Genomic DNA, 20,588 nt, shown 5'->3' with positions numbered 1-20,588 from the left:
AGCTGAACGCGGTGCCGCTCGACGCGGGGCAGTCCGACTCACCTCACCTCGACGCGGTGCCGCTCGACGCGATGCCCCTCGACTACGGCGCCGTGCGCGCCGCCGCCGGACGGATCGCCGGGGCCGTGCGCCCCGTCGCGGTGGTACCGGCGGGCGGAGGGATCTCGTACGCCCTGGAGTACCTCCAGCACACCGGCTCCTTCAAGGCGCGCGGCGCCCGCAACTTCCTCGTGGCCCACCGCGACGCCGGCACCCTCCCCGATGCCGGGGTCACCATCGCCTCCGGCGGCAACGCCGGGCTCGCCTGCGCCTGGGCGGCCCGCGCCGAGGGCGTACCCGCCACCGTGTTCCTGCCGGGCACGGCCCCGCGCGTGAAGGTGGAGCGACTGCGCGGCTACGGGGCCGACGTACGGCTCGTCGGCGACCGGTACGCCCAAGCGCTCGCCGCCTGCCGGGAGTTCGCCGCCGGGAGCGGGGCGCTGAGCAGCCACGCGTACGACCACCCGCTCATCGCCGCGGGCGCCGGGACCCTGCTCGACGAGATCCGCACCGCCCTGCCCGGTCTGGACACGGTCGTCGTCGCGGTCGGCGGAGGCGGGCTGTTCGCCGGCATCGCGACCGCCGCTCGGGAACACGGCGTACGGGTCGTCGCGGCCGAGCCGGAGAACTGCCGGGCCCTGAACGCGGCCCTCGAAGCCGGCCGGCCGGTGGACGTCCCGGTGGACTCCGTGGCCTCCGACTCGCTCGGAGCCACCCGGGTCTCCGCCGACGCGCTGGCCGCCGTACGGGAGCCGAACGCCGTATCCGTCCTGGTTCCGGACGCGGCGATCACCGCCGCCCGGCGCGCGCTCTGGGACGAGCACCGCATCGTGGTCGAAGCGGGCGCGGCCACCGCCCTGGCGGCCGTACGGACCGCGCCCGGGCCGCTCGGCGAGCGGGTCGCCGTCGTGCTCTGCGGGGCCAACACCGACCCGGCGGACCTGGGCGCGGCGCCGTCCTGACGGGGCGGGGCCCGCGGGAGTCCCTCAGGCGGAGCCGTCCTCGCGGACCACGACGACCGTACTGGCCGCGTACTGCACCACCTGCTGGCTCACCGAGCCCAGCAGCGCGCCCTTGATGCCCCCGTAGCCGCGGGTGCCGACGACCGTCAGCGCCGCTTCCTTCGAGGCCTCCACCAGCACCTGCGCGGGCGAGCCCTGTTCCACCCGGCGGAAGACCGGAACCCCCGGCGAGGTGCCGACCGCCTCCGCCACGGTGTCCGCGAGCTTCTGCCGGGCCGCGTCCTCGGCGTGGACCAGCTCGGTCTGCTCGGCCGGGCTGACGCCGAAGGGGTTGGTGTTCCACTCCCAGCTCATCACGGCGTGCACGCGGCCGCCGATGAGCTTCGCCTGCGCCGCGGCCCAGCGCAGGGCCTGCTTCGAGTGGTTCGAACCGTCCACGCCGACGACGATCAGAGGCTCGGTGTTCTGGCTCACGATGGTTCCTCACGTTTCGTCCGAATGATCGTTCTCATCCCTGTATACACGCCGCACCGGCTCCGGCCTCGAACGACGATCGTTGCGCGGTCCCGAGACTTTGGAGAACAGCGGCGGCGGCCCGCACTTGCGAGAGTCGGGACCACGGACGGAGGTCGTCCGAAGGGGAACGAGGAGCTCTCGACGTGGCGCGACGCAAGGGATGTCTGATCGGCTGTGCGGTGGCCGGGGTACTGGGGATCGGGCTGCTGGTGGCGCTGCTGTTCGGGGTGGGCAAGGTCATGGACGTGGCCGACAAGACCCTCGTCGACCACAAGGTGTACGAGGGCGTCAGCGTCGGCGACTCCGAGGCCGAGGTCCGCGCCAAGCTGCCGTCCGGCGAAAGCTTCGTCACCTCGGCCCTCAAGGACGGCGGCCCCGCCGTGCCCGACGGCAGCCAGTGCTCCTGGTACCTGTCCGACTCCGGGAACGGCGATACGGTGCTGCGCTTCTGCTACAAGGACGGCAAGCTCGCCGAGAAGGCCGACTACCGCATGAAGTAGGGCCTTCGGTCCCTGCCCGCCGGGCCGGCTCCGCCGGAAGGTGGAGGCATGCAGACCAACTCGGCCGGTTCCGCCCCCGCCAGGCCCGTCCTGGCCGCGGTGGACGGCTCGGAACACAGCCTGAGGACCCTGGACTGGGCCCTCGACGCCGCCCGCACGCGAGGAGCGGCGCTCCACGTGGCACACGTACGGCCGGACTCCCCGCGGGGCCACGCCCCCGGGGAGTCGCTCGTACCGCCACCCGACTGGGACACCGATCCGGTGCTGGGCGCGGTGCGGGACCGGCTGGCCGGGCGGGAGGACCTGCCACCCGTCACCTGCGTCTCCCGCGACGGAACCCCCTCCGCCACCCTGACCGAACTCGCGGCGGGGGCGCAGCTGCTGGTCATGGGCTCGCGCGGGCTCGGCGGCTTCGCCAGCCTGCTGCTCGGCTCCAACAGCCGGGTGTGCGCGGCCCAGTCGCCCTGCCCGGTCGTGGTCGTCCCGCACAGCGCGCGGCTCGTCACCCAGGAGCCCGGAACGCCGGCCCCGGGCGGCGAGCGCAGGGTCGTCCTGGGCCTGGCACCCGGCGAAACCTCCGAGGACGTCGTCGACTTCGCCTTCGCGGAGGCCCGCCGCCGGGACGCGGTGCTCCAGGTCGTCTCCACGCACCCGGTCCCGCTGTCCTCGCTCACCCTGGTCGGCTCCCTCGTCGCGGAGCGCGGCGGCGGCTACCCGCCGGGCGCGGCCGGCGGCGGGGCCACCGAAACGGCCCGGGAACTCGCCGAGGACCAGCGCACCCGACTCCATCCGTACCTGACCAGGCACTACCCCGACGTCACCGTCGAAGCGGTGGTCACCCCGGGCGACCCGGCGGGCCGCCTGGTCACCGCCTCCCAGCACGCCGACCTCATCGTGGTGGGCCGTCACCGCCGCCGCCTGCGCGCCCCCTCCCTCCTGATGGGCTCGGTGTCCAACGCGGTGCTCCTGCACGCCCTGTGCCCGGTGGCGGTGGTTCCCGTACGGGCCGGGTAGACCGGACCGGACCGGATCAGCCGGTCCGGGGTCCCGCCGCTTGCCGCCACGCGTCCGGAGCGCGGTAGTGGTTGGCGTGCCCGGCTGCGAGTACGGTGCGCAGCGCGGCCAGGTGCTCGGTTCCGGGCGGCAGGGTCAGCGTGTCCAACAGGGCCAGTGCCGAAGGGGGTTCCAGCTGCCCGAAGAGGTCGTGGTAGCTGCCGCGAAGGGCCCGGAATACGGCCGTGTGCAGCTCCGGCACGGCCGCGGCCGCCCGGTAGGCGGGCTCCTTGGCGGCCCACGGCACCGGTCCGGAGCACTCCAGGACCCGCCGGGTCCGCCGCAGGAACCCCGCGGGGGCCCCGGCGCGGATCCGCCCGGCATCCCGGCCCAGCACCTCGGTGAAGGCGGTCGCGCTGGTCAGTCCGTGCTCGAACCAGTCGAGCCAGAGCGAGGCGACGACGGCCTCCGGCTCAGGCTCGCCCTCCAGGCGCCGCCGGTACCCGCCCCAGAGGACCTCGCTCGGCAGCGGCCCCGCCGGTCCGAGGTGCACCGTGTGGATCGGGCGGTGCACCAGGATGTGGCTGCCGACCAGGTCCATCAGGCCGAGCGCCACGCGGACCCGGTCGGCCGGGCCGATCCGCTCGTCGTCGAAGACCAGGAATCCGTAGGTCTCCGCGATGTCGTCCGTGCTCATGGCTTCCGGGGGCGGGTCACCGGGAGCGTCGGGCTCCGCGTACCACCACACGCCGTCGGTGCCCTGTGTCAGCCCGTCCTCGGCGAGCCAGCTCCGGGCGAGGGCCGTCTCGGGGTGCGGCTCCGTTTCCGGGTGCGGCTCCGTTTCCGGGGTCATGCCGCGAGGAAGGCCGAGACGGCCGCGGTGAACTCCCCGGGCGCGGCCGCGTGGATCAGGTGGCCGTACGGGAGGGTGATCAGTCGGGCGTCCGGGATGAGCCGGGTGAGCTCGGCGGCGGAGTCGGGCGGCAGGTGGCTGGTGGGGCCGCCGTGGACGACCAGGGTGGGGGCCGTGATGCGGGACAGGTCCGCCGGCCAGGCCGGGTCGGGGCGGTCGAGCTGGGGGCGGACCGCGAGGACCATCGCCCAGTCGAAGGCGAGCTCGCCCTCGGGGCGTACGGGTGCCACGGCCTCGCGGGGGAGCGGCGCGGGCGCGTCCTCCAGGACCAGGCGGCCGATGCGGTGCGGCTGTGCGGAGGCGGCCAGGTACGCGACGACACCGCCCATCAAGTGGCCCACGAGGTCCACCCGGTCGAGGCCGAGGGCGTCCAGGAAGCCCAGTACGTCGTCCCGCATCAGCGGGAGCGAGTACGCGGACGGCCGTGCGCTGGCTCCGTGGCCGCGCAGGTCCAGGGCGAACACCCTCCGGTCCCGCGCGAGTCCGTCGCGTACGGGCGCCCAGTCCGCGGCGGTTTCGCCCAGTGCGGGAAGGAGGAGCACCGGCGGTCCGGCCGGCGGGCCGGTGACCTCGTAGGCGAGGCGCACTCCGCCGTTCACCGTCACGGTGTGCTGCTCGGTCGGCCGGGTGGTGCCGGGCTCGGGCGTCATCCGGCCGAGGGTACCGGCCCCCGTCCTCGGCGATCACCCGGGCCGTGAACTGCGCCACAGGCCCTTCGGCGCGGGCCCTGGATCCCGGGGGCTTCCCGGAGCCGCGGGACGTGGAGCTCCGCACTCGATTGTGCACCTAGTTGCATAATAAGCGGGCGCTCAGCTAGAACAGGAGCATCACCCCCGCGCGAGGAGGCGCCTCCATGAGTTCCCAGAGCCGGTACCCGCACCTGCTGAGCCCCCTGGACCTCGGCTTCACCACCCTGCCGAACCGCGTGATCATGGGTTCCATGCACACCGGCCTCGAAGAGCACGAGCGGGGCTTCGAGCGCCTCGCCGCCTTCTACGCCGAGCGCGCCCGTGGCGGCGCCGGCCTGATCGTCACCGGCGGCATAGCCCCGAACGACGCCGGCCGCCCCTTCGAGGGGGGTGCCCGCCTCACCACCGAGGAGGAGGCCGCCGAGCACCGGGTGGTCACCGACGCGGTGCACGCCGAGGGCGGGAAGATCGCGATGCAGATCCTCCACTTCGGCCGCTACGCCTACCACAAGGACCTGGTCGCCCCCAGCGCCCTCCAGGCCCCCATCAGCCCCTTCGTCCCGAACGCGCTCACCGACGCCGAAGTCGAGCGGACCATCGAGGACTTCGTCCGCGCCGCCCGCCTCGCCAAGCTGGCCGGCTACGACGGCGTCGAGATCATGGGCTCCGAGGGCTACCTGGTCAACGAGTTCATCGCCGCCGCCACCAACAAGCGCACCGACCGCTGGGGCGGGGCCTACGAGAACCGCGTGCGCTTCCCGCTGGAGATCGTCCGGCGCACCCGCGCGGCCGTCGGTGACGACTTCATCCTCGTCTACCGCCTCTCGATGCTCGACCTGATCCCCGGCGGCTCCACCCTCGACGAGGTCGTCCACCTCGCCAAGGAGATCGAGGCGGCCGGTGCCACCATCATCAACACCGGCATCGGCTGGCACGAGGCCCGCATCCCCACCATCGCGACCTCCGTTCCGCGCGGCGCGTACACCTGGGTCACCAAGCGGCTGATGGGCGCGGTCTCCGTCCCCCTCGTCACCAGCAACCGCATCAACACCCCGGAGATCGCCGAGGAGTTGCTGGCCGACGGCCGCGCCGACCTGGTCTCGCTGGCCCGCCCCTTCCTCGCCGACGCCGACTTCGTCGCCAAGGCCGCCGCCGGCCGCTCCGAGACCATCAACACCTGCATCGGCTGCAACCAGGCCTGCCTGGACCACACCTTCAGCGGCAAGCTCACCACCTGCCTGGTCAACCCGCGCGCCTGCAACGAGACGGAACTCGTCCTGTCTCCCACCCAGTTGAAGAAGCGCGTCGCCGTCGTCGGAGCGGGCCCGGCCGGCCTGGCCTGCGCCGTCTCCGCGGCCGGCCGCGGCCACGCCGTCACCCTCTACGAAGCCTCCGGCCACATCGGCGGCCAGCTCGACATCGCCCGCCGCATCCCCGGCAAGGAGGAGTTCGACGAGACCATCCGCTACTACGGCACCCAGCTCGCCGAGCACGCGGTCGAGGTCAAGCTGAACACCCGCGCCGACGTCGAGACCCTGCGCGGCTACGACGAGGTCGTCGTCGCCACCGGAGTCACCCCGCGCATCCCCGAGATCGAGGGCGTCGACGGCCCCAACGTCGTCAGCTACCTCGACGTCCTGCGCGACGGCGCCCCCGTCGGACAGCGCGTCGCCGTCCTCGGCGCCGGCGGAATCGGCTTCGACGTCGCGGAGTTCCTCACCGACAGCGGCGAAGGCGCCTCCCAGGACCCCGAGGTCTACTTCCGCCACTGGGGTGTGGACACCGCCTACACCGGCCCCGGTGGACTCGCCGCCCCCGAGCGCCCCGCCCCGCCGCGCCAGGTCCACCTGCTCCAGCGCAAGGCCACCAAGGTCGGCGCCGGGCTCGGGACCACCACCGGGTGGATCCACCGGGCGGAGCTCAAGCACCGCGGCGTCGTCTCCGTCGCGGGGGCCGCGTACGACCGGATCGACAGCGAGGGCCTGCACATCACGGTGGACGGCGAGCAGCGCCTGGTACCCGCCGACACGGTGGTCCTGTGCACCGGCCAGGAACCGCGCCGCGACCTGTACGAGGACCTGCGCGCGGCCGGTGTCGAGGCGCACCTGATCGGCGGCGCCGACGTGGCCGCCGAGCTCGACGCCAAGCGGGCCATCCGCCAGGGCACCGAGCTGGCCGCCACCCTCTGAGACCCACCACTCGCGCGTGGCGGGGGTGTTGTGGCGGCCCGGCCCGGGCCGCCACAATCACCTGGTGACGACGCTGACACCGGCAGACGCGGACAAGATCCTCCACGACAACTTCGCCCCCTGGGTGCTCGCCCTCGGACTCACCGTCCAGGAGACCGGCGAACGGCACGCCGTCCTGCGGCTGCCCTGGTCCGATACCCTCGCCCGCGACGGCGGGGGCCTGTCCGGCCAGGCCCTGATGGCCGCCGCGGACACCGCCACCGTCATCGCCGTCTCCGCCGCGCGCGGGGCGTACGGCCCGATGACCACCGTCCAGCAGTCCACCAGCTTCCAGCGGCCGGTGGTGGGCGCCGATGTGCTGATCGACGTACGGATCACCAAACTCGGCAAGCGGATGGCCTTCGCCGACATCACGATGACCCCCGACGGCTCCCAGGAGCCGGCGGCCAAAGCCTCCACGGTCTACGCCCTGCTCGGGTGATCTCCGGCGGGCGATCCTGCTGACCTTGCTGCCGACCCCGTTGCGGGGGAGCCGGCCCGGGGGCTCGCGGGAGCCGGTCGACGGGTCGGGTCAGGGCCCGGTCACCGCCCCGCGGCTACGGCTGCGGCCGGGCCGACGCCCGTGAGCCGCTCCGCCGCGGACCAGAGCCGGGCGTTGGCCGCCGGGTCCAGGGCCCGGCGGGTGATGCGGGCCTCCGTGCTCGGACCGACCAGGCCGAACCGGCCGCCCGGGCCGTAGTAGCCGCCGGCCGCCGCGTCCGGGCTGGTGGCGGCGTACAGGAGGGGCTCGGTACCGGGCCCGACCTCCTGCTTCGGCAGGAAGTCCACCGCGTACAGAATCCGGCTCCCGAGGGAGGGCCGGCCCGTGGCCAGGCTCGCTCCGGCCGTCTGCAGGTTGGTCTTGGTGTACCCGGGGTGCGCGGCGGTGCTGCGCAGCGGCCAGCCGTTCTCGGCGGCCAGGACCGCCAGGTGCCGGGACAGCATCAGATCGGCCAGCTTGGACTGCGCGTAGGAGCGCATCGGGCTGTAGCGCCGCCGCTCCCACTGCAGGTCGGCGAAGTCGATCCGGCCGAAGTTCGCGGTGCCGCTGCTCATCGTGGCCACCCGCGGTGCGCGGGCCGCCAGCAGCGCGGGCAGCAGCCGCACGGTCAGGGCCAGCGGGCCGAGGAAGTTGCTGCCGAACTGGACCTCGAAGCCGTCGGCCGTGGTCATGCGGGTCGGCGGGGCCATCACCCCGGCGTTGTTGACGAGCAGGTCGAGCGGGGTTCCGTCGGCGAGGATCCCGTCGGCGAAGGCCTCGACCGAGGCGAGGTCGGCCAGGTCGATCCGGCGCACCTCGACCTGGGCCCCGGGATGCCGGGCCAGGATCTCGGCCCGGGCCCGGTCCCCCTTGGCGGGGGTGCGGACGGCCAGGACCACGCGGGCTCCGGCCTCGGCGAGGCGGCGGGCGGCCTCCTTGCCCGTACCGCTGTTGGAGCCGGTGACGACGGCGAACGTTCCGGACTGGTCGGGGACGGCGTACATGGCGTGCTCCTCGGGGCAGGGCAGGCAAGGGGGTTCGGTGGGTCGAAAAATAAGAGACCGGCGGTCTGTCCGCCTTCCCCGAAGCTAGCAGACCGCTGGTCTGATAACAACAGACCGCGGGTCTCTAAAGCCCCCGCGGTCTGTAAGCTGGCACCGTGTCCACGCCTACGAACTTCCAGCGCGCCCGCAGCGAGGAGCAGCGCGCCGCCCGCCGCCGGGCGATCCTCGACGCGACGGCCGCGATGCTCATGGAAATGCCGGTCGCCCAGGTCACCCTGAACGAGCTCAGCCGCCGGGCGGGACTGGCCAAATCGAATGTGCTGCGCTACTTCGAGTCCCGCGAGGACGTCCTGCTCGAACTGCTCGCGGATGCCTTCCGCGAGTTCGCCGCCCACCTCGACGGCGTGCTCACCGAGGCCGAGGCCGAGGCGGCGGCCGGTGTGGAGGCCGGCACCCCGGCCGAGCGCGCCGACCGGCTCGCGGGGCACCTGGCGCGGGCCCTGGCCGAGCGTCCCGTCCTCTGCGACCTGACCAGCGCCCAGGCCGCCGTCCTGGAGCGCAACGTCTCCCCGCAGGTCGCCGCCCAGTACAAACGGGCCGCCGTCGCCGTTGCCACCGCGGTGGCCGGGCGGATCGCCGCGCACCTGCCGGAGCTGGGCGAAGCGGGCGCCTTCCGCTTCGTCGCCTCCGCGATCATGTTCACGGGGGCCGTCTGGGCCCATTCCAACCCGTCCGCCGCGATGCGCGCCGCCTACGAGGCGGACCCCTCGCTCGCCGTCCTGCGCCTGGACTTCGCCGACACGCTGCGCGACACGCTGCAGGTCCTGCTGTCCGGGCTGCTGGCGCGGGCGGACCGTCCGGAGTGAACGGCCGGTCCGCCCGCGGGGGTCAGCCGGCCTGGACGGTGACCGTGCGGCCCGGGGCCACGACCGGGGTCACGTAGCTGTAGGTCACCCCGTCCACCACCTTGGTGCGGGCCGGCCGGGCCACCCCGTCGACGGTGAGCGTGGCGTACGTGCCGGGGAAGCGGGCCTCCCAGGTGTACGGGCAGTTGCCCGAGGTGTGCGTGAGCGAGGACCGCGTCGCCCCGTCGTGGCGCAGGGAGAAGGCCGAGCCGCCGACCCGGAGGTCGTCGATGCGCAGCCAGTCCATGCCCGAGGGCAGCCGGGACTGGGTGGTCAGGGCGTGCGCGGGCGCGTCGGGGGCCACGCCCATCAGGCCTTGCACGGTCTGCCCGAGCAGGGTGAAGGAGACCTCCGGGTAGTCCCCGTTGGTCCCCTGCTTGGTGTTCACGTGCTGGATGTCCTTGTGGTCGTAGACGTCCTTCATCCACTTCCAGCCGGTGTCGTTGCGGTTGTTCCGGAAGAAGGTGTCCGGCAGGTAGGTGAGGGCCTCGATGTTGGAGGGCCGGCCCGGACCCGAGGCCTGCTGGTCCACGTAGTCGAGGTAGGCCTCCCGGCGGGCGCCGGGTTCGAGGATCCCCTTCATCGGCATGAACCAGCTGTTCTCCATGCCCCAGCCGGTCAGGGCCCGCCCGTCCGTGGTGTACCCGCGGACCATGTCCGCACCCGAACCGGTCCCGGTCCAGGTGGAGTTGAAGTAGGTCTTCAGCTCCCGGGCCTTGGTCTCGTACCGGTCGGCGAGCGTACGGTCCCCCTTGGAGCGGGCGAGCGAGGCCATCGCCAGGTAGGCCTGGTACTGGGAGCCGATCGCGTCGCCCGCCTCGGCGAGGGGCTCTCCGCTCTGCTCGTTGTAGCTGGCGGTGCCCTGGAAGATGCCCTGGCCCGTGCCCTCGGCCACCTTCACCGCGCCGTTGTCCTTGAGGCCGTCGTGCAGGGTGACGAACTCGTCGGTGGCGCGGCGGTAGAAGTTCCACAGGGCCGGATCGTCGAGGTAGGCGCGGTCCCCGCTCCAGCGGTAGGCCTCCTCGGACTTCTGCACCAGCTCGAAGGTGGCCGGCACCTCGCGGACGAAGTTCGTCGGGCTCTTGTAGTCGATCGAGAGGTAGGTCGAGGTGTCGAAGTTGAAGGCCCACGCCGGGTAGTACTTGTGCGCGGGGGTGGCGGACGCGGCGAACGAGCGGAGCATCGACTTGTTCTCGGCGTGCAGGGCGAGGACTCCCGCGCCGGACAGCTGGTGGGCCATGTCGCGCGAGTAGTAGCCGCTGCGGTTGGCGTACCCGGCCCAGTAGGAGGCGGCGTAGGTGCCGGTGCCACTGCCGCCGGTGCGGTTCTCGTCCACGTTGAGCGGGCCCTTCGTGCCCGGCAGGTGGACCCAGCTGTTGGCCTTGCGCTTGGACCAGTCGAACATCTCGACGATCTTCGGGTCGGACGAGCTGACCCGCGGGTCCGCGGGGGAGGCCGGGGAGAGCATCACGTCGTCGGCGTTGACCCAGCCGTCCCCCGACTCGAAGGCGATCTCCAGCCTGTCCCCGGGGGCCAGGGCGATCCGGCTGAGCGTGTAGCGGCGGTAGTTCGCCGCGCTCGGCAGGGTGAGCGTGCCGGCGACCGCGCCGTTGACGCGGGCGGTGTAGCGGCCGTTCGGCCCGCCCGTCGCGATCCAGGCGGATATGTCGTACGCACCCCGGCCCGCTGCCGTCACGGTCTGGGACACCTTCATCCCGGACCCGGCGTCGAGGTAGGCGAGCCGGGCCGCGCCGTGCGGGTAGTTCGTGGCGACCCCGGTTCCGGAGGTGAACTGCCAGCCGGTACTGCCCTGTTCGAAGCCCGGGTTGGTGACGGTGAGCGGCGCGGGCGCACCCTGCACACCCTGCGCGGCCGCTGCGGCCTGGCCGCCGAGGGCGAGCGGGGTCAACGGGAGGAGCAGGGCGAGGGCGGACAGCAGCGACACACGGGAACGCGTCATCGGGTTCTCCCTGAGGGGGTGGGGTGGGGTGGGGTGGGGTGGCCGTGCGGTGGTCGTGCAGTGGGCCGGCCGGCCTGCGCGGAGCAGGGCGGGCGGCACGCTAGCAACCCCGCCGGAAGATTTGCAATGACCTTGTCAAAATTATCTGCCAGATCGAACTGAAAGATTTCATCGAACTCTTGCAAGTCGAGAGTCGGCCTGGCTACAGTCCTGGCCAGTCGGCTTCCGCAACGGTGCGAGCAGGGGTGGGTCAGGTATGGGAATGGAACGTCGGAGAGTGCTGCAGCTGGGTGGCGCGATCGCCGCGGGGGCCGGGCTCACCGGCCTGACCGCCTGTTCCGGAACGGGTGGCACGGGCCAGGGCGGGGTCTCGGGAGCCGCGGGGGAGAAGGACAAGGGCAGGATCACGGTCTGGTCCTGGCAGGGTCCCGCCGCCGAAATGAAGTCCCTCGTACCGGAGTTCAACAAGACGTACCCCGGGATCGAGGTGACGGTCGAGGACATCGGCAACCCGGCGATCTGGGACAAGATCACCACCGGGCTCGCCGCCGGCGGCCAGGGTCTCGCCGACGTCCTGCACATCGGCGTCGACTACCTGCCGGGCTACGTGGAGAAGTTCCCCGGCGGCCTCGCCGACCTCGGCCCGCTCGGCGCGAACGCCTACCGCGACGCCTTCGCGCAGGGCATGTGGCAGACCGTGTCCCCCGACGGCAAGCGCGTCAACGCGCTCCCCTGGGAGGCGAATTCGGCGGGCTTCTACTACCGGGCCGACCTCTTCGAGAAGGCGGGCATCGACGCCGGCGCCCTCCAGACCTGGGAGGAGACCATCGAAGCCGGAAAGGAGATCAAGGCGAAGACCGGCGCCCACCTGCTGGGCATCGACAAGCCCGCCTCACAGGCCGACGCCGCCAACTTCTTCCAGATGCTGCTCCAGCTCCAGGGCTCCTTCTACTTCAGCCTCGCCGGGGACATCACGCTCGACTCCCCGGAGGCCGTGAAGGCCATGACCCTCATCAAGACGATGAACGACGCCGGCCTGGTCAGCGATCTCGCCGGCGGCTGGAACGCACTGATGAGTTCCCTCAAGCAGGGGACCGCGGCCGTCCTGCCCATGCCCACCTGGTTCGGCGGCATCATCCAGGAGCAGGTGCCCGAGGAGGCCGGGAAGTGGAAGGTCCGGCTGCCCCCGGCCGTCCGCCGGGGCGGCTCGACGGCGGCCACGGTCAACTCCACCCACCTCGCCGTGGCGGGCGCCGGCAAACACCAGGCCGCGGCCTGGTCCTTCGTCGAGTTCGTCCTCACCCGCCCCGCCTCCCAGGTGCAGATCTACAAGGGCAAGGGCATCGCCCCGGCCCTCATGAAGGCGTACGACGACGCGGTCTTCCACGAGCCGTCCCCCTTCTTCGGCGGCCAGAAGAAGGGCGAGGTCTTCCTGGAGGCCCTGAAGGCGCCCTCGTCCGCCTTCAACTACACCGCCGACTACGCCCGCGCCCTCAAGCTCGTCACCGACGCCCAGTCCAAGGTGCTGCTGGGCGGCGCCGACCCGGCGAAGGTGCTCAAGGAGGCCGCCGACCAGCTCGCCCAGCAGACCGGACGCAAGGTCTCCCGATGACCGTCACGCTCACCGGCGGCGAGACCCGGGCCGTCCCCTCCCGGGGGACGGCCCCGCGCACCCGGCCCCGCCGGCGCCCGGCCCCGTACCTCTTCGTCCTGCCCGCGCTGCTCCTCTTCGCCGCCTTCAAGCTCTACCCCATCGGCCGGTCCTTCGTGATCAGCCTGCACAAGACCGTCGGCGGGACCGAACGGTTCGTCGGCGCCGACAACTACACGCGGCTGATGGGCGATCCGCTCTTCTGGACCGCCCTGAAGAACACCGCGGTGATCCTCGCCGTCCAGGTGCCGGTCATGCTGGCCCTCGCCACCGGACTGGCCGTGGCCCTCGACTCCACGCTGCTGCGCGGCCGCACGGTCTTCCGGCTGGGCTTCTTCCTGCCCATGGTCACCGGGCTGGTCGCCTACGGGATCATCTTCTCCGTCCTCCTCAACAAGGACTACGGGCTGGTCAACTGGCTGACGGGCCTGGCCGGCCTGGACCCGGTGCCGTGGCTGACCGACCCCCTGTGGGCGAAGGTCTCCCTCGGCCTGGCGCTGACCTGGCACTACACCGGCTACAACGCGGTGATCCTGCTCGCCCGCCTGCAGTCCGTACCTGCCGAGCTGTACGACGCGGCCTCCGTCGACGGGGCCGGCGCCTGGACCTCCTTCCGCCACGTCACCCTGCCGGGCCTGCGCCCCGCCCTGCTGCTCACCACGGTGCTGTCCACCATCGGCACCCTGCAGATCTTCGACGAGCCGTACGTGCTCACCGGCGGCGGCCCGGACAACGCCACCCTGACCATCGGCGTGTACCTCTACCAGAACGCCTTCAAGTACTTCGACTTCGGCTACGCCTCCGCCATCGCCTACGCCCTCGCCGTCCTCATCGGCATCCTCGGCGTGATCCAGTTCCGCTTCCTGGGGGAGAAGTCATGACCGCCGCCCGCCACCGCGGCAGGAGCATCCTGCTCACCTCCGGACTCGCCATCGCGCTGGCCGCCGTCCTGATCCCCTTCTACTGGCTCGTGGTCGCCGCCACGCACAGCTCCGGGGAGATCTTCGACAGCCCGCCGCCGCTGCTGCCCGGCGGCCATCTGGCGGAGAACCTCCGGACCCTCCAGGACACCGCGCAGTTCGGCCGGGTGCTCCTCAACTCCGTTCTCATCGCGGCGATCTACACCGTGTGCGCGGGCGCCGTCTGCACCCTCGCCGGCTACGGCTTCGCCAAGTACCGCTTCCGCGGGCGCGAACCGCTGTTCGGCCTGCTCATGCTCGGACTCGTGGTCCCCGCCCAGGTCACCCTCGTGCCCCTCTTCCAGCTGATGGCCGAACTGCGCTGGCTGGGCACGTACCAGGCGGTGATCATGCCCAACCTGGCCCTGCCCTTCGGCATCTTCCTGATGCGCCAGTCGATGGCCGCGCTCCCCGACGAACTCCTCGACTCGGGGCGCATGGACGGCTGCGGCGAACTGCGGCTGTTCTGGAAGGTGGTGCTCCCGCCCATGAAACCGGCGCTGGCCGCCCTGGCGATCTTCCTGTTCCTGTACCAGTGGAACGACTTCGTCTGGCCGCTGATCGTCCTGCGCGACAGCGCCACGTTCACCGTCCCCGTGGCCCTCGCCTCCCTCCAGGGCCTCGACGAGACCGACTACGGAGCGATCCTCGCCGGAACCGCGGCCGCCGCGATCCCGATGGCCCTCGTATTCCTCGCGCTCCAGCGCCAGTTCGTGTCCGGCCTGCTCGCCGGCGCCGTGAAGGAGTGACCGTGACCGCCGCCGATCCCGTGACCACCGCCGGTCCCGGCACCACCGCTCCCGTAGCCACCGCCGATCCCGTGACCACCGCCGGGCTCGCACCCGCCGCCGAGCAGCCGCTGCTCGACGGGGTCTCGCTCGCCGTCCTCGCCCACGCCCCCGGCGTCCACCCCGCCTGGACCCTGGCCGAACTCCCGGGCAGGCTGCGGATGCTGGAGGTGCGGGCCGACGGGGCCCCCGTCGAGATCCGCTTCTCCGTGCCCCTCGGCGACGCCGCCGGGTACTGGCACCCGCAGGGCGGCTGGCAGCGCACCCTGCTCGCGGACTGGGAGGGCCGCTCCCAGGTCTCGCTGGTCCACGGACACGCCGCCGGCTGCCTCTACGACCACGGCGGCGCCACCCTGCTCACCTTCGCCGCGACCGACCCGGTACCCGAGGCGGAGCTCCGCTTCGGGGTCTCCGAGGAGAACGACACCCACGTCGTCCACCTCCGCCTGCCCGCCGCACGGCAGGCCCACCGGATCCTGCTCGCCCCCCGCGCCCCCTCCGTGGCACGGGCCATGCGGGCCCTGCGCTCCTGGTTCGACGCCGCGCTCGCCCCGGCGCCGGTGCCCGACGCGGCCCGCACCCCCGTCTACTCCACCTGGTACGCCTTCAACCAGGACGTCAGCGCCCCCGCCGTCGAAACCCAGGCCGAACTGGCCGCCGGACTCGGCTGCGGAGCGCTGATCCTCGACGACGGCTGGCAGGAGGGCGGCCACGGGCGCGGCTACGCCGGCTGCGGGGACTGGGAGCCCGACCGGGCCAAGTTCCCCGACTTCGCCGGGCACGTGGCCCGGGTCCGGGCCCACGGGCTGAGCTACCTCGCCTGGGTCGCCCCCCTGCTCCTGGGACCCGGAGCCGCCTGCCACGACCGCTGGGCCGCCTGCGCACCCGCCCCGTCCGGCGTGCCCGGTGCGCACGTGCTGGACCCCCGCCGCCCCGAGGTGCGCGCGCACGTCGTCGGGCTCTGCGTCCGGCTGGTCCGCTCGTACGGGCTCGACGGACTCAAGCTCGACTTCCTCGAGCAGGCCATGGTCTACGCGGGCGACGGAGCCGGTGACGTCGGACGGGCCATGGTGGCCCTGCTGACGGAGCTCCGCGCGGCGCTGGAGGCCGTACGCCCCGGCGTGCTGCTGGAACTGCGCCAGCCGTACACGGGACCGGGCATGGCCCCCTTCGGCAACATGCTGCGCTCCTTCGACTGCCCCGCGGACGCCACCGCGAACCGGGTCCGCACCCTCGACACCTCGCTGCTCGCCGTCGGCGGAGCCGTCCACTCCGACATGCTCCTGTGGTCACCCGACGCCCCCGTGGCGACGGTGGCCCGGCAGCTGATCGGGGCACTCCACGCGGTCCCGCAGATCTCCGTACGGCTGGACCGGGTCCCCGCGGCGCACCGGGAGGCGATCGGGTTCTGGCTGGCACAGTGGCGGGTCCACCGGGAACTGCTGCTGGACGGGGAGGTGGAGCCGGGCCGGCCCGACGAGCTGTACCCGCTGGTGCGGGCGAGCGCCGGGGACCACTGCCTGCTGAGCGTGCACGGTGACCGGGTCGTCCCGCTGGACTTCTCCGCGTACCGACGCTTCGACCTGGCCAACGGCTCGGAGCGGGACCGGGTGATGGTCGAGGTGCTGGGCGGCGGGGGCGGGGTCCGGGGAGTGGTCCACGGGCCGGACGGCCGTATCATGGACGGCCCGCCGTCGTACCTGCCGGAGGGAGCACGCTCGCTGGCGGTGCCGCGCGGGGGGCTGGTATCGCTCACGCTCACGGAAGGACCGCGATGAAGGTCGGGATCACCGAGGTCGCCGCTCGCGCCCAGGTCAGCGAGGCGACCGTGAGCCGGGTGATCAACCGACGCCAGGGCGTGTCGAAGAAGACCCGGGACGCGGTCGAACAGGCCATGGCGGACGTCGGCTACGAACGCCAGACCCAGGGCCAACTGGTCGCGGTGATCACCGAGTTCGTGTCCAATCCGTTCTTCGCCGATGTCGCCGAGCGCATCGAGTCGGCGCTCGCCCCGCACGGGCTCAAGACCATCCTGTGCCCGGCCTTCCCGGGCGGGGTCCAGGAGCGGGACTTCATCTCCGCGCTCGTCGACAAGGGCGTCGCGGCCGTCGTCTTCCTCTCCGCCTCCAACACCGTCGAGGGCGCCGACAACGAGACGTACGAACTGCTGCGCCAGCGCAGGGTGCCGTACGTCGGCATCAACGGCGAGTTCGCGGACGGGGTGGCGACCCCGGTGTTCTCGACGGACGACGCGCTCGCCGCGGAGCTGGCCGTCGACCACCTCCACCGGCTGGGCCACCGCAGGATCGGGATGGCCTCCGGACCGGCCGGTAACCAGCCCGCCGACCGGCGGGTACGGGGCTTCGTCGAGGCCATGGCCAAGCGGGGCATCGCGGAGCCGGAGCGCTGGGTGATCCGGCAGTCGTACACGGTGGAGGGCGGCCAGGCCGCCGTCGGCCCGCTGCTCGCCCTGGGCGCCACCGCGATCGTGGCCGCCAGCGACTACATGGCCCTCGGGGCGATCCGGGGCATCCGCCGGCAGGGACGGGCGGTGCCGGGAGACGTATCGGTCGTGGGGTACGACGGCTCCTCCATCACCGAGTTCACCGACCCGCCCCTGACCACCGTGCGCCAGCCCGCCGACCGGCTGGCCCTGGAGGTCGGGCGCAGCGTACTGGCGCTGGTCAGCAACCGGGACGTGCCCACGGGCGAGCTGCTCTTCGACCCCGAACTGGTCATCCGGGCCACCACCGGGCCGGCCCCCGCGGAGCCCGGGGTCTGATCCGGGCCTGGCCCGGGCCGGATCCCGCCCTGATCCGGGGGCGGGCTCAGTGCCGCTCCTCGTCCGCGACGAGGAGCTCGCCGACCTCCTCCGAGAGGGCGGCGCGCGCAGCGGCGGGCAGGCCAGCGTCGGTGATGAACCAGTCGGCCTGGTGGAGCGCCGCGAAGCCGCTGAGCCCCACCACCCCCCACTTGCTGTGGTCCGCCACGACGGCGACCCGGCGTGCCGAGGCGACCAGGGCGCGGTTGGTCTGGGCCTCCATGAGGTTGGGGGTGGTCAGGCCGGCGCCCTGCGCCACCCCGTGCGCCCCGAGGAAGAGCAGGTCCACGTGGAGCGAGCCGATCGCCAGGTCGGCGAGCGGTCCGACCAGGGCGGCCGAGGGGGTCGGGGAGCCGCCGGTGAGCAGCAGGGTCGGGGAACCGGCTCCGCGGTCGCGGCCGTCGGCCCACACCAGCTCCGCGACCGGGAGGGAGTTGGTGACGATGGTGAGCCGGGGGACCCCGAGGAGCCGGGTGGCGACGGCGTGCGCGGTGGTGCCGCCCGAGACCGCGACCACGCTGCCCGGTTCCACCAGGGCCGCGGCCGTGTCCGCGATGGCGGCCTTGGCATCGCCCTCCAGGTCCGACTTGGCCTCGAAGCCGGGCTCGTGCCCGCTCGCCCCGGCCGGGGCGACGGCTCCGCCGTGGACCTTCTCGACGACGCCGCGCCGGGCGAGGGCGTCCAGGTCCCGGCGGACGGTCATGTCGGACACGCCGAGCTGCCCGACCAGGTCGGCCACTCGTACCGCGCCCTCGCGCCGGACCGCGTCGAGGATGAGAGCGCGTCGCTGGTGGGCCAGTTGGGCAGCCTGCTCGGCCACGGGTCGCTCCCGGGAATCGGCGAAACCGGTCAGAAGGCAGCAAGATAACACGGCCATGTTGTTGAAGTCTGGGGGAAACCTCGCTCCAGGCTGGTGGAAAATGTTCGAGAGTGTTTATTCTCGGTGGGTGAAGAAGACCCTCGCGAAACTCGCGGACGGCCGCGAACTGATCTACTTCGACACCGACGAAGGTGCCGTGCGCGACGCGCCCGACCTGCGCCCACTGGATCCGGTGGACAGCCGCCCGGAACTGCGGCGCGACGAGGCCACCGGCGACTGGATCACCATCGCCTCCCACCGCCAGAACCGGACCTACCACCCGCCCGCCGGCGAATGCCCGCTCTGCCCGTCCCGTGACGGCCGGCTCAGCGAGATCCCCGCCGCCGACTACGAGGTGGCCGTCTTCGAGAACCGCTTCCCCTCCCTCGCGGGCGAGGCCGGACGCTGCGAAGTCGTCTGCTTCACCCCCGACCACGACGCGGGTTTCGCCGATCTGACCCCGTCCGCCGCCCGGCTGGTCCTCGACGCGTGGACCGACCGCACCGCCGAGCTCTCCGCGCTCCCCGGCGTCGAGCAGGTGTACTGCTTCGAGAACCGGGGAGCGGAGATCGGGGTGACCCTCGCGCATCCGCACGGCCAGATCTACGCCTTCCCCTTCGTCACGCCGCGCACCGCCAAGATGACGGCCGCCGCGCAGGCGCACCGCGCCGCCACCGGCCGCAACCTCTTCGAGGACCTGCTGGGCAGGGCCCGCGCCGCCACGGAGCGGGTGGTGACGGCCGGGGAGCACTGGACCGCCTTCGTGCCCCACGCCGCCCGCTGGCCGTACGAGGTCCACCTCTATCCGCACCGCCGGGTCCCCGACCTGACCTGCCTCACGGAAGCCGAGCGGGCCGAGTTCCCGGGGATCTACCTCGACCTGCTCCGACGCTTCGACCGGCTGTTCCCCGTACCGCAGAAGCAGCCCGCGCCCACCCCGTACATCTCCGCATGGCACCAGGCGCCCCGCACCCACGGCGGGGAACTGGCCCTGCACCTGGAGCTGTTCACCATCCGCAGGACCCCCGACAAGCTCAAGTTCCTCGCCGGCACGGAGTCCGGGACGGAGGCCTTCATCAACGACGTGGCCCCGGAGACGGCGGCGCGACGACTGCGGGAGGCCCTGGCATGAGCCGCTCCGAGCAGGCCGCGGCCACCTTCGCGAAGCTCTACGGCGGCGTCCCCGACGGGATCTGGGCGGCGCCCGGCCGGGTCAACCTGATCGGTGAACACACCGACTACAACGACGGGTTCGCCCTCCCCGTCGCCCTCCCGCAGACCACCCTGCTCGCCGCCAGGGCCCGTACGGACGGGCGGCTGCTGCTGCACAGCGCGCAGGGCGACGGCCGGATCACCGAGCTCGCCGTGGCGGACCTGACCCCCGGAGCGGTACCGGGCTGGGCCGCGTACCCGGCCGGAGTGGTCTGGGCCCTCGCCGGGGCGGGACACCGGGTCGGCGGCGCCGACCTCCACTTCGACAGCACGGTGCCCACCGGCGCCGGCCTCTCCTCGTCCGCGGCGCTGGAATGCGTGGTCGCCGTCGCCTACGACGAGCTGTACGGATTGCGACTGCCCGGGCCGGAACTGGCCCGCATCGCCCAGCGGGCCGAGAACGGCTTCGCCGGAGTCCCCTGCGGGATCATGGACCAGATGGCCTCCGTGTGCTGCACCACCGGCGCCGCGCTCCACCTCGACGCCCGCACCCCGGAGCTCCACCGGCAGGTCCCCCTCGACCTCCCCGGGCAGGGACTCGTCCTCCTCGTGATCGACACCCGGGTCTCCCACGACCTGGGCGACGGGGCGTACGCGGCCCTGCGCGCGGGCTGTGAACGGGCCGCCGGGCTGCTCGGCCTGCGCGCCCTGCGGGATCTGCCCGCCCGGAACCTCGCCGGGGCCCTGGAGGAGCTCCCGGCGGACCTCGTCCCGCTGGTCCGCCACGTGGTGACGGAGAACGGCCGGGTCACCGAGGCGGTCGCCCGGCTCCGGGAGGGCGACGCGGCCGCCCTCGGCCCGATCCTGACGGCCGGTCACGCCTCGCTCCGCGACGACTACCGGGTCTCCTGCCCGGAGACCGACCTCGCCGTGACGGCCGCCCTGAGCGCCGGAGCCCTCGGCGCCCGGATGACGGGAGGCGGCTTCGGAGGCTCCGTCATCGCGCTGGTGGAGGCGGGCCGCGAGGACGCGGTGGGCGGGGCCGTCACGGCGGCCTTCGCGGCGGCCGGCCACCGGCTGCCGCGCCTCCTCACCGCGACCCCGGCGGCGGGCGCGCGCCGGCTGGAGCCGTAGCCGTAGCCGTAGCCGTAGCCGTAGCCGTAGCCGG

At 73.1% G+C, this 20,588-nt stretch carries 19 protein-coding genes; 13 read left to right on the top strand and 6 right to left on the bottom strand.

Features of this window, described 5'->3' with window-relative positions:
* Positions 1-71: 71 nt before the first annotated feature.
* A complete protein-coding gene (locus ACZ60J_RS10715) occupies positions 72-1,001 on the top strand; it encodes a serine/threonine dehydratase (RefSeq protein WP_469681494.1) in 930 nt (309 codons plus the stop codon).
* Positions 1,002-1,025: 24 nt separating this feature from the next.
* Here ACZ60J_RS10715 and ACZ60J_RS10710 read toward each other — a convergent pair whose 3' ends face one another.
* Positions 1,026-1,475 (bottom strand): universal stress protein, encoded by a 450-nt coding sequence (locus ACZ60J_RS10710; RefSeq protein WP_469680590.1) that lies wholly within the window; start codon positions 1,473-1,475, stop codon positions 1,026-1,028.
* Positions 1,476-1,660: 185 nt separating this feature from the next.
* Here ACZ60J_RS10710 and ACZ60J_RS10705 point away from each other — a divergent pair, with 185 nt between their 5' ends.
* On the top strand, positions 1,661-2,017 hold the full coding sequence (locus ACZ60J_RS10705) for a hypothetical protein (RefSeq protein ID WP_469680588.1): 357 nt from the start codon (positions 1,661-1,663) through the stop codon (positions 2,015-2,017).
* A gap of 48 nt (positions 2,018-2,065) precedes the next feature.
* Positions 2,066-3,031 (top strand): universal stress protein, encoded by a 966-nt coding sequence (locus ACZ60J_RS10700; protein ID WP_469680587.1) that lies wholly within the window; start codon positions 2,066-2,068, stop codon positions 3,029-3,031.
* A 16-nt stretch (positions 3,032-3,047) separates the two neighbouring features.
* Here ACZ60J_RS10700 and ACZ60J_RS10695 read toward each other — a convergent pair whose 3' ends face one another.
* Both ACZ60J_RS10695 and ACZ60J_RS10690 read right to left on the bottom strand, forming a co-directional pair.
* Positions 3,048-3,863, bottom strand: coding sequence for a hypothetical protein (locus tag ACZ60J_RS10695; RefSeq protein WP_469680585.1), 816 nt, complete (start codon positions 3,861-3,863; stop codon positions 3,048-3,050).
* The gene (locus ACZ60J_RS10690) at positions 3,860-4,573 is read right to left on the bottom strand and encodes an alpha/beta fold hydrolase (protein ID WP_469680583.1); all 714 of its coding nucleotides are present in this window, start codon (positions 4,571-4,573) and stop codon (positions 3,860-3,862) included. Before ACZ60J_RS10690 ends, ACZ60J_RS10695 begins: the two co-directional genes overlap by 4 nt.
* A 203-nt stretch (positions 4,574-4,776) precedes the next feature.
* Between ACZ60J_RS10690 and ACZ60J_RS10685 the strand changes: the two genes are divergently transcribed.
* Together ACZ60J_RS10685 and ACZ60J_RS10680 are read left to right on the top strand one after the other, a co-directional pair.
* On the top strand, positions 4,777-6,801 hold the full coding sequence (locus ACZ60J_RS10685) for an oxidoreductase (RefSeq protein ID WP_469680582.1): 2,025 nt from the start codon (positions 4,777-4,779) through the stop codon (positions 6,799-6,801).
* Positions 6,802-6,865: 64 nt separating this feature from the next.
* Positions 6,866-7,282: a PaaI family thioesterase gene (locus tag ACZ60J_RS10680; RefSeq protein ID WP_469680580.1), complete on the top strand. Its 417-nt coding sequence runs from the start codon at positions 6,866-6,868 to the stop codon at positions 7,280-7,282.
* A gap of 101 nt (positions 7,283-7,383) precedes the next feature.
* Here the strand turns inward: ACZ60J_RS10680 and ACZ60J_RS10675 are convergent, their stop codons facing one another.
* A complete protein-coding gene (locus ACZ60J_RS10675) occupies positions 7,384-8,325 on the bottom strand; it encodes an SDR family oxidoreductase (RefSeq protein ID WP_469680578.1) in 942 nt (313 codons plus the stop codon).
* A 155-nt stretch (positions 8,326-8,480) separates the two neighbouring features.
* Here ACZ60J_RS10675 and ACZ60J_RS10670 point away from each other — a divergent pair, with 155 nt between their 5' ends.
* Entirely contained in the window at positions 8,481-9,191 is a 711-nt protein-coding gene (locus ACZ60J_RS10670; RefSeq protein WP_469680577.1) for a TetR/AcrR family transcriptional regulator, read from the top strand.
* A gap of 22 nt (positions 9,192-9,213) precedes the next feature.
* Here the strand turns inward: ACZ60J_RS10670 and ACZ60J_RS10665 are convergent, their stop codons facing one another.
* The gene (locus ACZ60J_RS10665) at positions 9,214-11,190 is read right to left on the bottom strand and encodes a carbohydrate-binding protein (protein ID WP_469680575.1); all 1,977 of its coding nucleotides are present in this window, start codon (positions 11,188-11,190) and stop codon (positions 9,214-9,216) included.
* A gap of 262 nt (positions 11,191-11,452) precedes the next feature.
* Here ACZ60J_RS10665 and ACZ60J_RS10660 point away from each other — a divergent pair, with 262 nt between their 5' ends.
* Genes ACZ60J_RS10660 through ACZ60J_RS10640 form a run of 5 tightly spaced genes read left to right on the top strand, consistent with a single transcriptional unit; the run spans position 11,453 to position 17,370 of the window.
* Positions 11,453-12,802 carry an ABC transporter substrate-binding protein gene (locus ACZ60J_RS10660; RefSeq protein WP_469680573.1) on the top strand — a complete coding sequence of 450 codons (1,350 nt, stop codon included), beginning with the start codon at positions 11,453-11,455 and terminating at the stop codon, positions 12,800-12,802.
* On the top strand, positions 12,799-13,722 hold the full coding sequence (locus tag ACZ60J_RS10655; protein ID WP_469680572.1) for a carbohydrate ABC transporter permease: 924 nt from the start codon (positions 12,799-12,801) through the stop codon (positions 13,720-13,722). Before ACZ60J_RS10660 ends, ACZ60J_RS10655 begins: the two co-directional genes overlap by 4 nt.
* Positions 13,719-14,549 carry a carbohydrate ABC transporter permease gene (locus ACZ60J_RS10650; RefSeq protein ID WP_469680571.1) on the top strand — a complete coding sequence of 277 codons (831 nt, stop codon included), beginning with the start codon at positions 13,719-13,721 and terminating at the stop codon, positions 14,547-14,549. The genes ACZ60J_RS10655 and ACZ60J_RS10650 overlap by 4 nt, the downstream gene beginning before the upstream one ends.
* A 2-nt stretch (positions 14,550-14,551) precedes the next feature.
* Positions 14,552-16,366: a glycoside hydrolase family 36 protein gene (locus ACZ60J_RS10645; RefSeq protein WP_469680569.1), complete on the top strand. Its 1,815-nt coding sequence runs from the start codon at positions 14,552-14,554 to the stop codon at positions 16,364-16,366.
* A complete protein-coding gene (locus ACZ60J_RS10640; protein ID WP_469680567.1) occupies positions 16,363-17,370 on the top strand; it encodes a LacI family DNA-binding transcriptional regulator in 1,008 nt (335 codons plus the stop codon). The genes ACZ60J_RS10645 and ACZ60J_RS10640 overlap by 4 nt, the downstream gene beginning before the upstream one ends.
* A 46-nt stretch (positions 17,371-17,416) precedes the next feature.
* Here the strand turns inward: ACZ60J_RS10640 and ACZ60J_RS10635 are convergent, their stop codons facing one another.
* Complete coding sequence (locus ACZ60J_RS10635) at positions 17,417-18,229, bottom strand: DeoR/GlpR family DNA-binding transcription regulator (protein ID WP_469680565.1); 813 nt, start codon at positions 18,227-18,229, stop codon at positions 17,417-17,419.
* Between the two features lie 127 nt (positions 18,230-18,356).
* Here ACZ60J_RS10635 and galT point away from each other — a divergent pair, with 127 nt between their 5' ends.
* Together galT and galK are read left to right on the top strand one after the other, a co-directional pair.
* Positions 18,357-19,400 (top strand): galactose-1-phosphate uridylyltransferase, encoded by a 1,044-nt coding sequence (galT, locus tag ACZ60J_RS10630; RefSeq protein WP_469680563.1) that lies wholly within the window; start codon positions 18,357-18,359, stop codon positions 19,398-19,400.
* Positions 19,397-20,554: a galactokinase gene (galK, locus tag ACZ60J_RS10625; RefSeq protein WP_469680561.1), complete on the top strand. Its 1,158-nt coding sequence runs from the start codon at positions 19,397-19,399 to the stop codon at positions 20,552-20,554. The genes galT and galK overlap by 4 nt, the downstream gene beginning before the upstream one ends.
* Positions 20,555-20,588: the final 34 nt, after the last annotated feature.

Source organism: Streptomyces sp. NPDC104226, from assembly GCF_055584085.1.
Note: the sequence above shows the minus strand (reverse complement) of the source record. Positions and strands in the feature narration are given on the sequence as shown.

What these genes read in the sequence shown, in the direction of transcription:
- ACZ60J_RS10715 (WP_469681494.1), top strand. Translation starts at nt 72, where the DNA reads ATGCCCCTCGACTACGGCGCCGTGCGCGCCGCCGCCGGACGGATCGCC.
- ACZ60J_RS10700 (WP_469680587.1), top strand. Translation starts at nt 2,066, where the DNA reads ATGCAGACCAACTCGGCCGGTTCCGCCCCCGCCAGGCCCGTCCTGGCC.
- ACZ60J_RS10695 (WP_469680585.1), bottom strand. Translation starts at nt 3,863, where the DNA reads ATGACCCCGGAAACGGAGCCGCACCCGGAAACGGAGCCGCACCCCGAG.
- ACZ60J_RS10690 (WP_469680583.1), bottom strand. Translation starts at nt 4,573, where the DNA reads ATGACGCCCGAGCCCGGCACCACCCGGCCGACCGAGCAGCACACCGTG.
- ACZ60J_RS10685 (WP_469680582.1), top strand. Translation starts at nt 4,777, where the DNA reads ATGAGTTCCCAGAGCCGGTACCCGCACCTGCTGAGCCCCCTGGACCTC.
- ACZ60J_RS10675 (WP_469680578.1), bottom strand. Translation starts at nt 8,325, where the DNA reads ATGTACGCCGTCCCCGACCAGTCCGGAACGTTCGCCGTCGTCACCGGC.
- ACZ60J_RS10665 (WP_469680575.1), bottom strand. Translation starts at nt 11,190, where the DNA reads ATGACGCGTTCCCGTGTGTCGCTGCTGTCCGCCCTCGCCCTGCTCCTC.
- ACZ60J_RS10660 (WP_469680573.1), top strand. Translation starts at nt 11,453, where the DNA reads ATGGAACGTCGGAGAGTGCTGCAGCTGGGTGGCGCGATCGCCGCGGGG.
- ACZ60J_RS10655 (WP_469680572.1), top strand. Translation starts at nt 12,799, where the DNA reads ATGACCGTCACGCTCACCGGCGGCGAGACCCGGGCCGTCCCCTCCCGG.
- ACZ60J_RS10650 (WP_469680571.1), top strand. Translation starts at nt 13,719, where the DNA reads ATGACCGCCGCCCGCCACCGCGGCAGGAGCATCCTGCTCACCTCCGGA.
- ACZ60J_RS10640 (WP_469680567.1), top strand. Translation starts at nt 16,363, where the DNA reads ATGAAGGTCGGGATCACCGAGGTCGCCGCTCGCGCCCAGGTCAGCGAG.
- galK (WP_469680561.1), top strand. Translation starts at nt 19,397, where the DNA reads ATGAGCCGCTCCGAGCAGGCCGCGGCCACCTTCGCGAAGCTCTACGGC.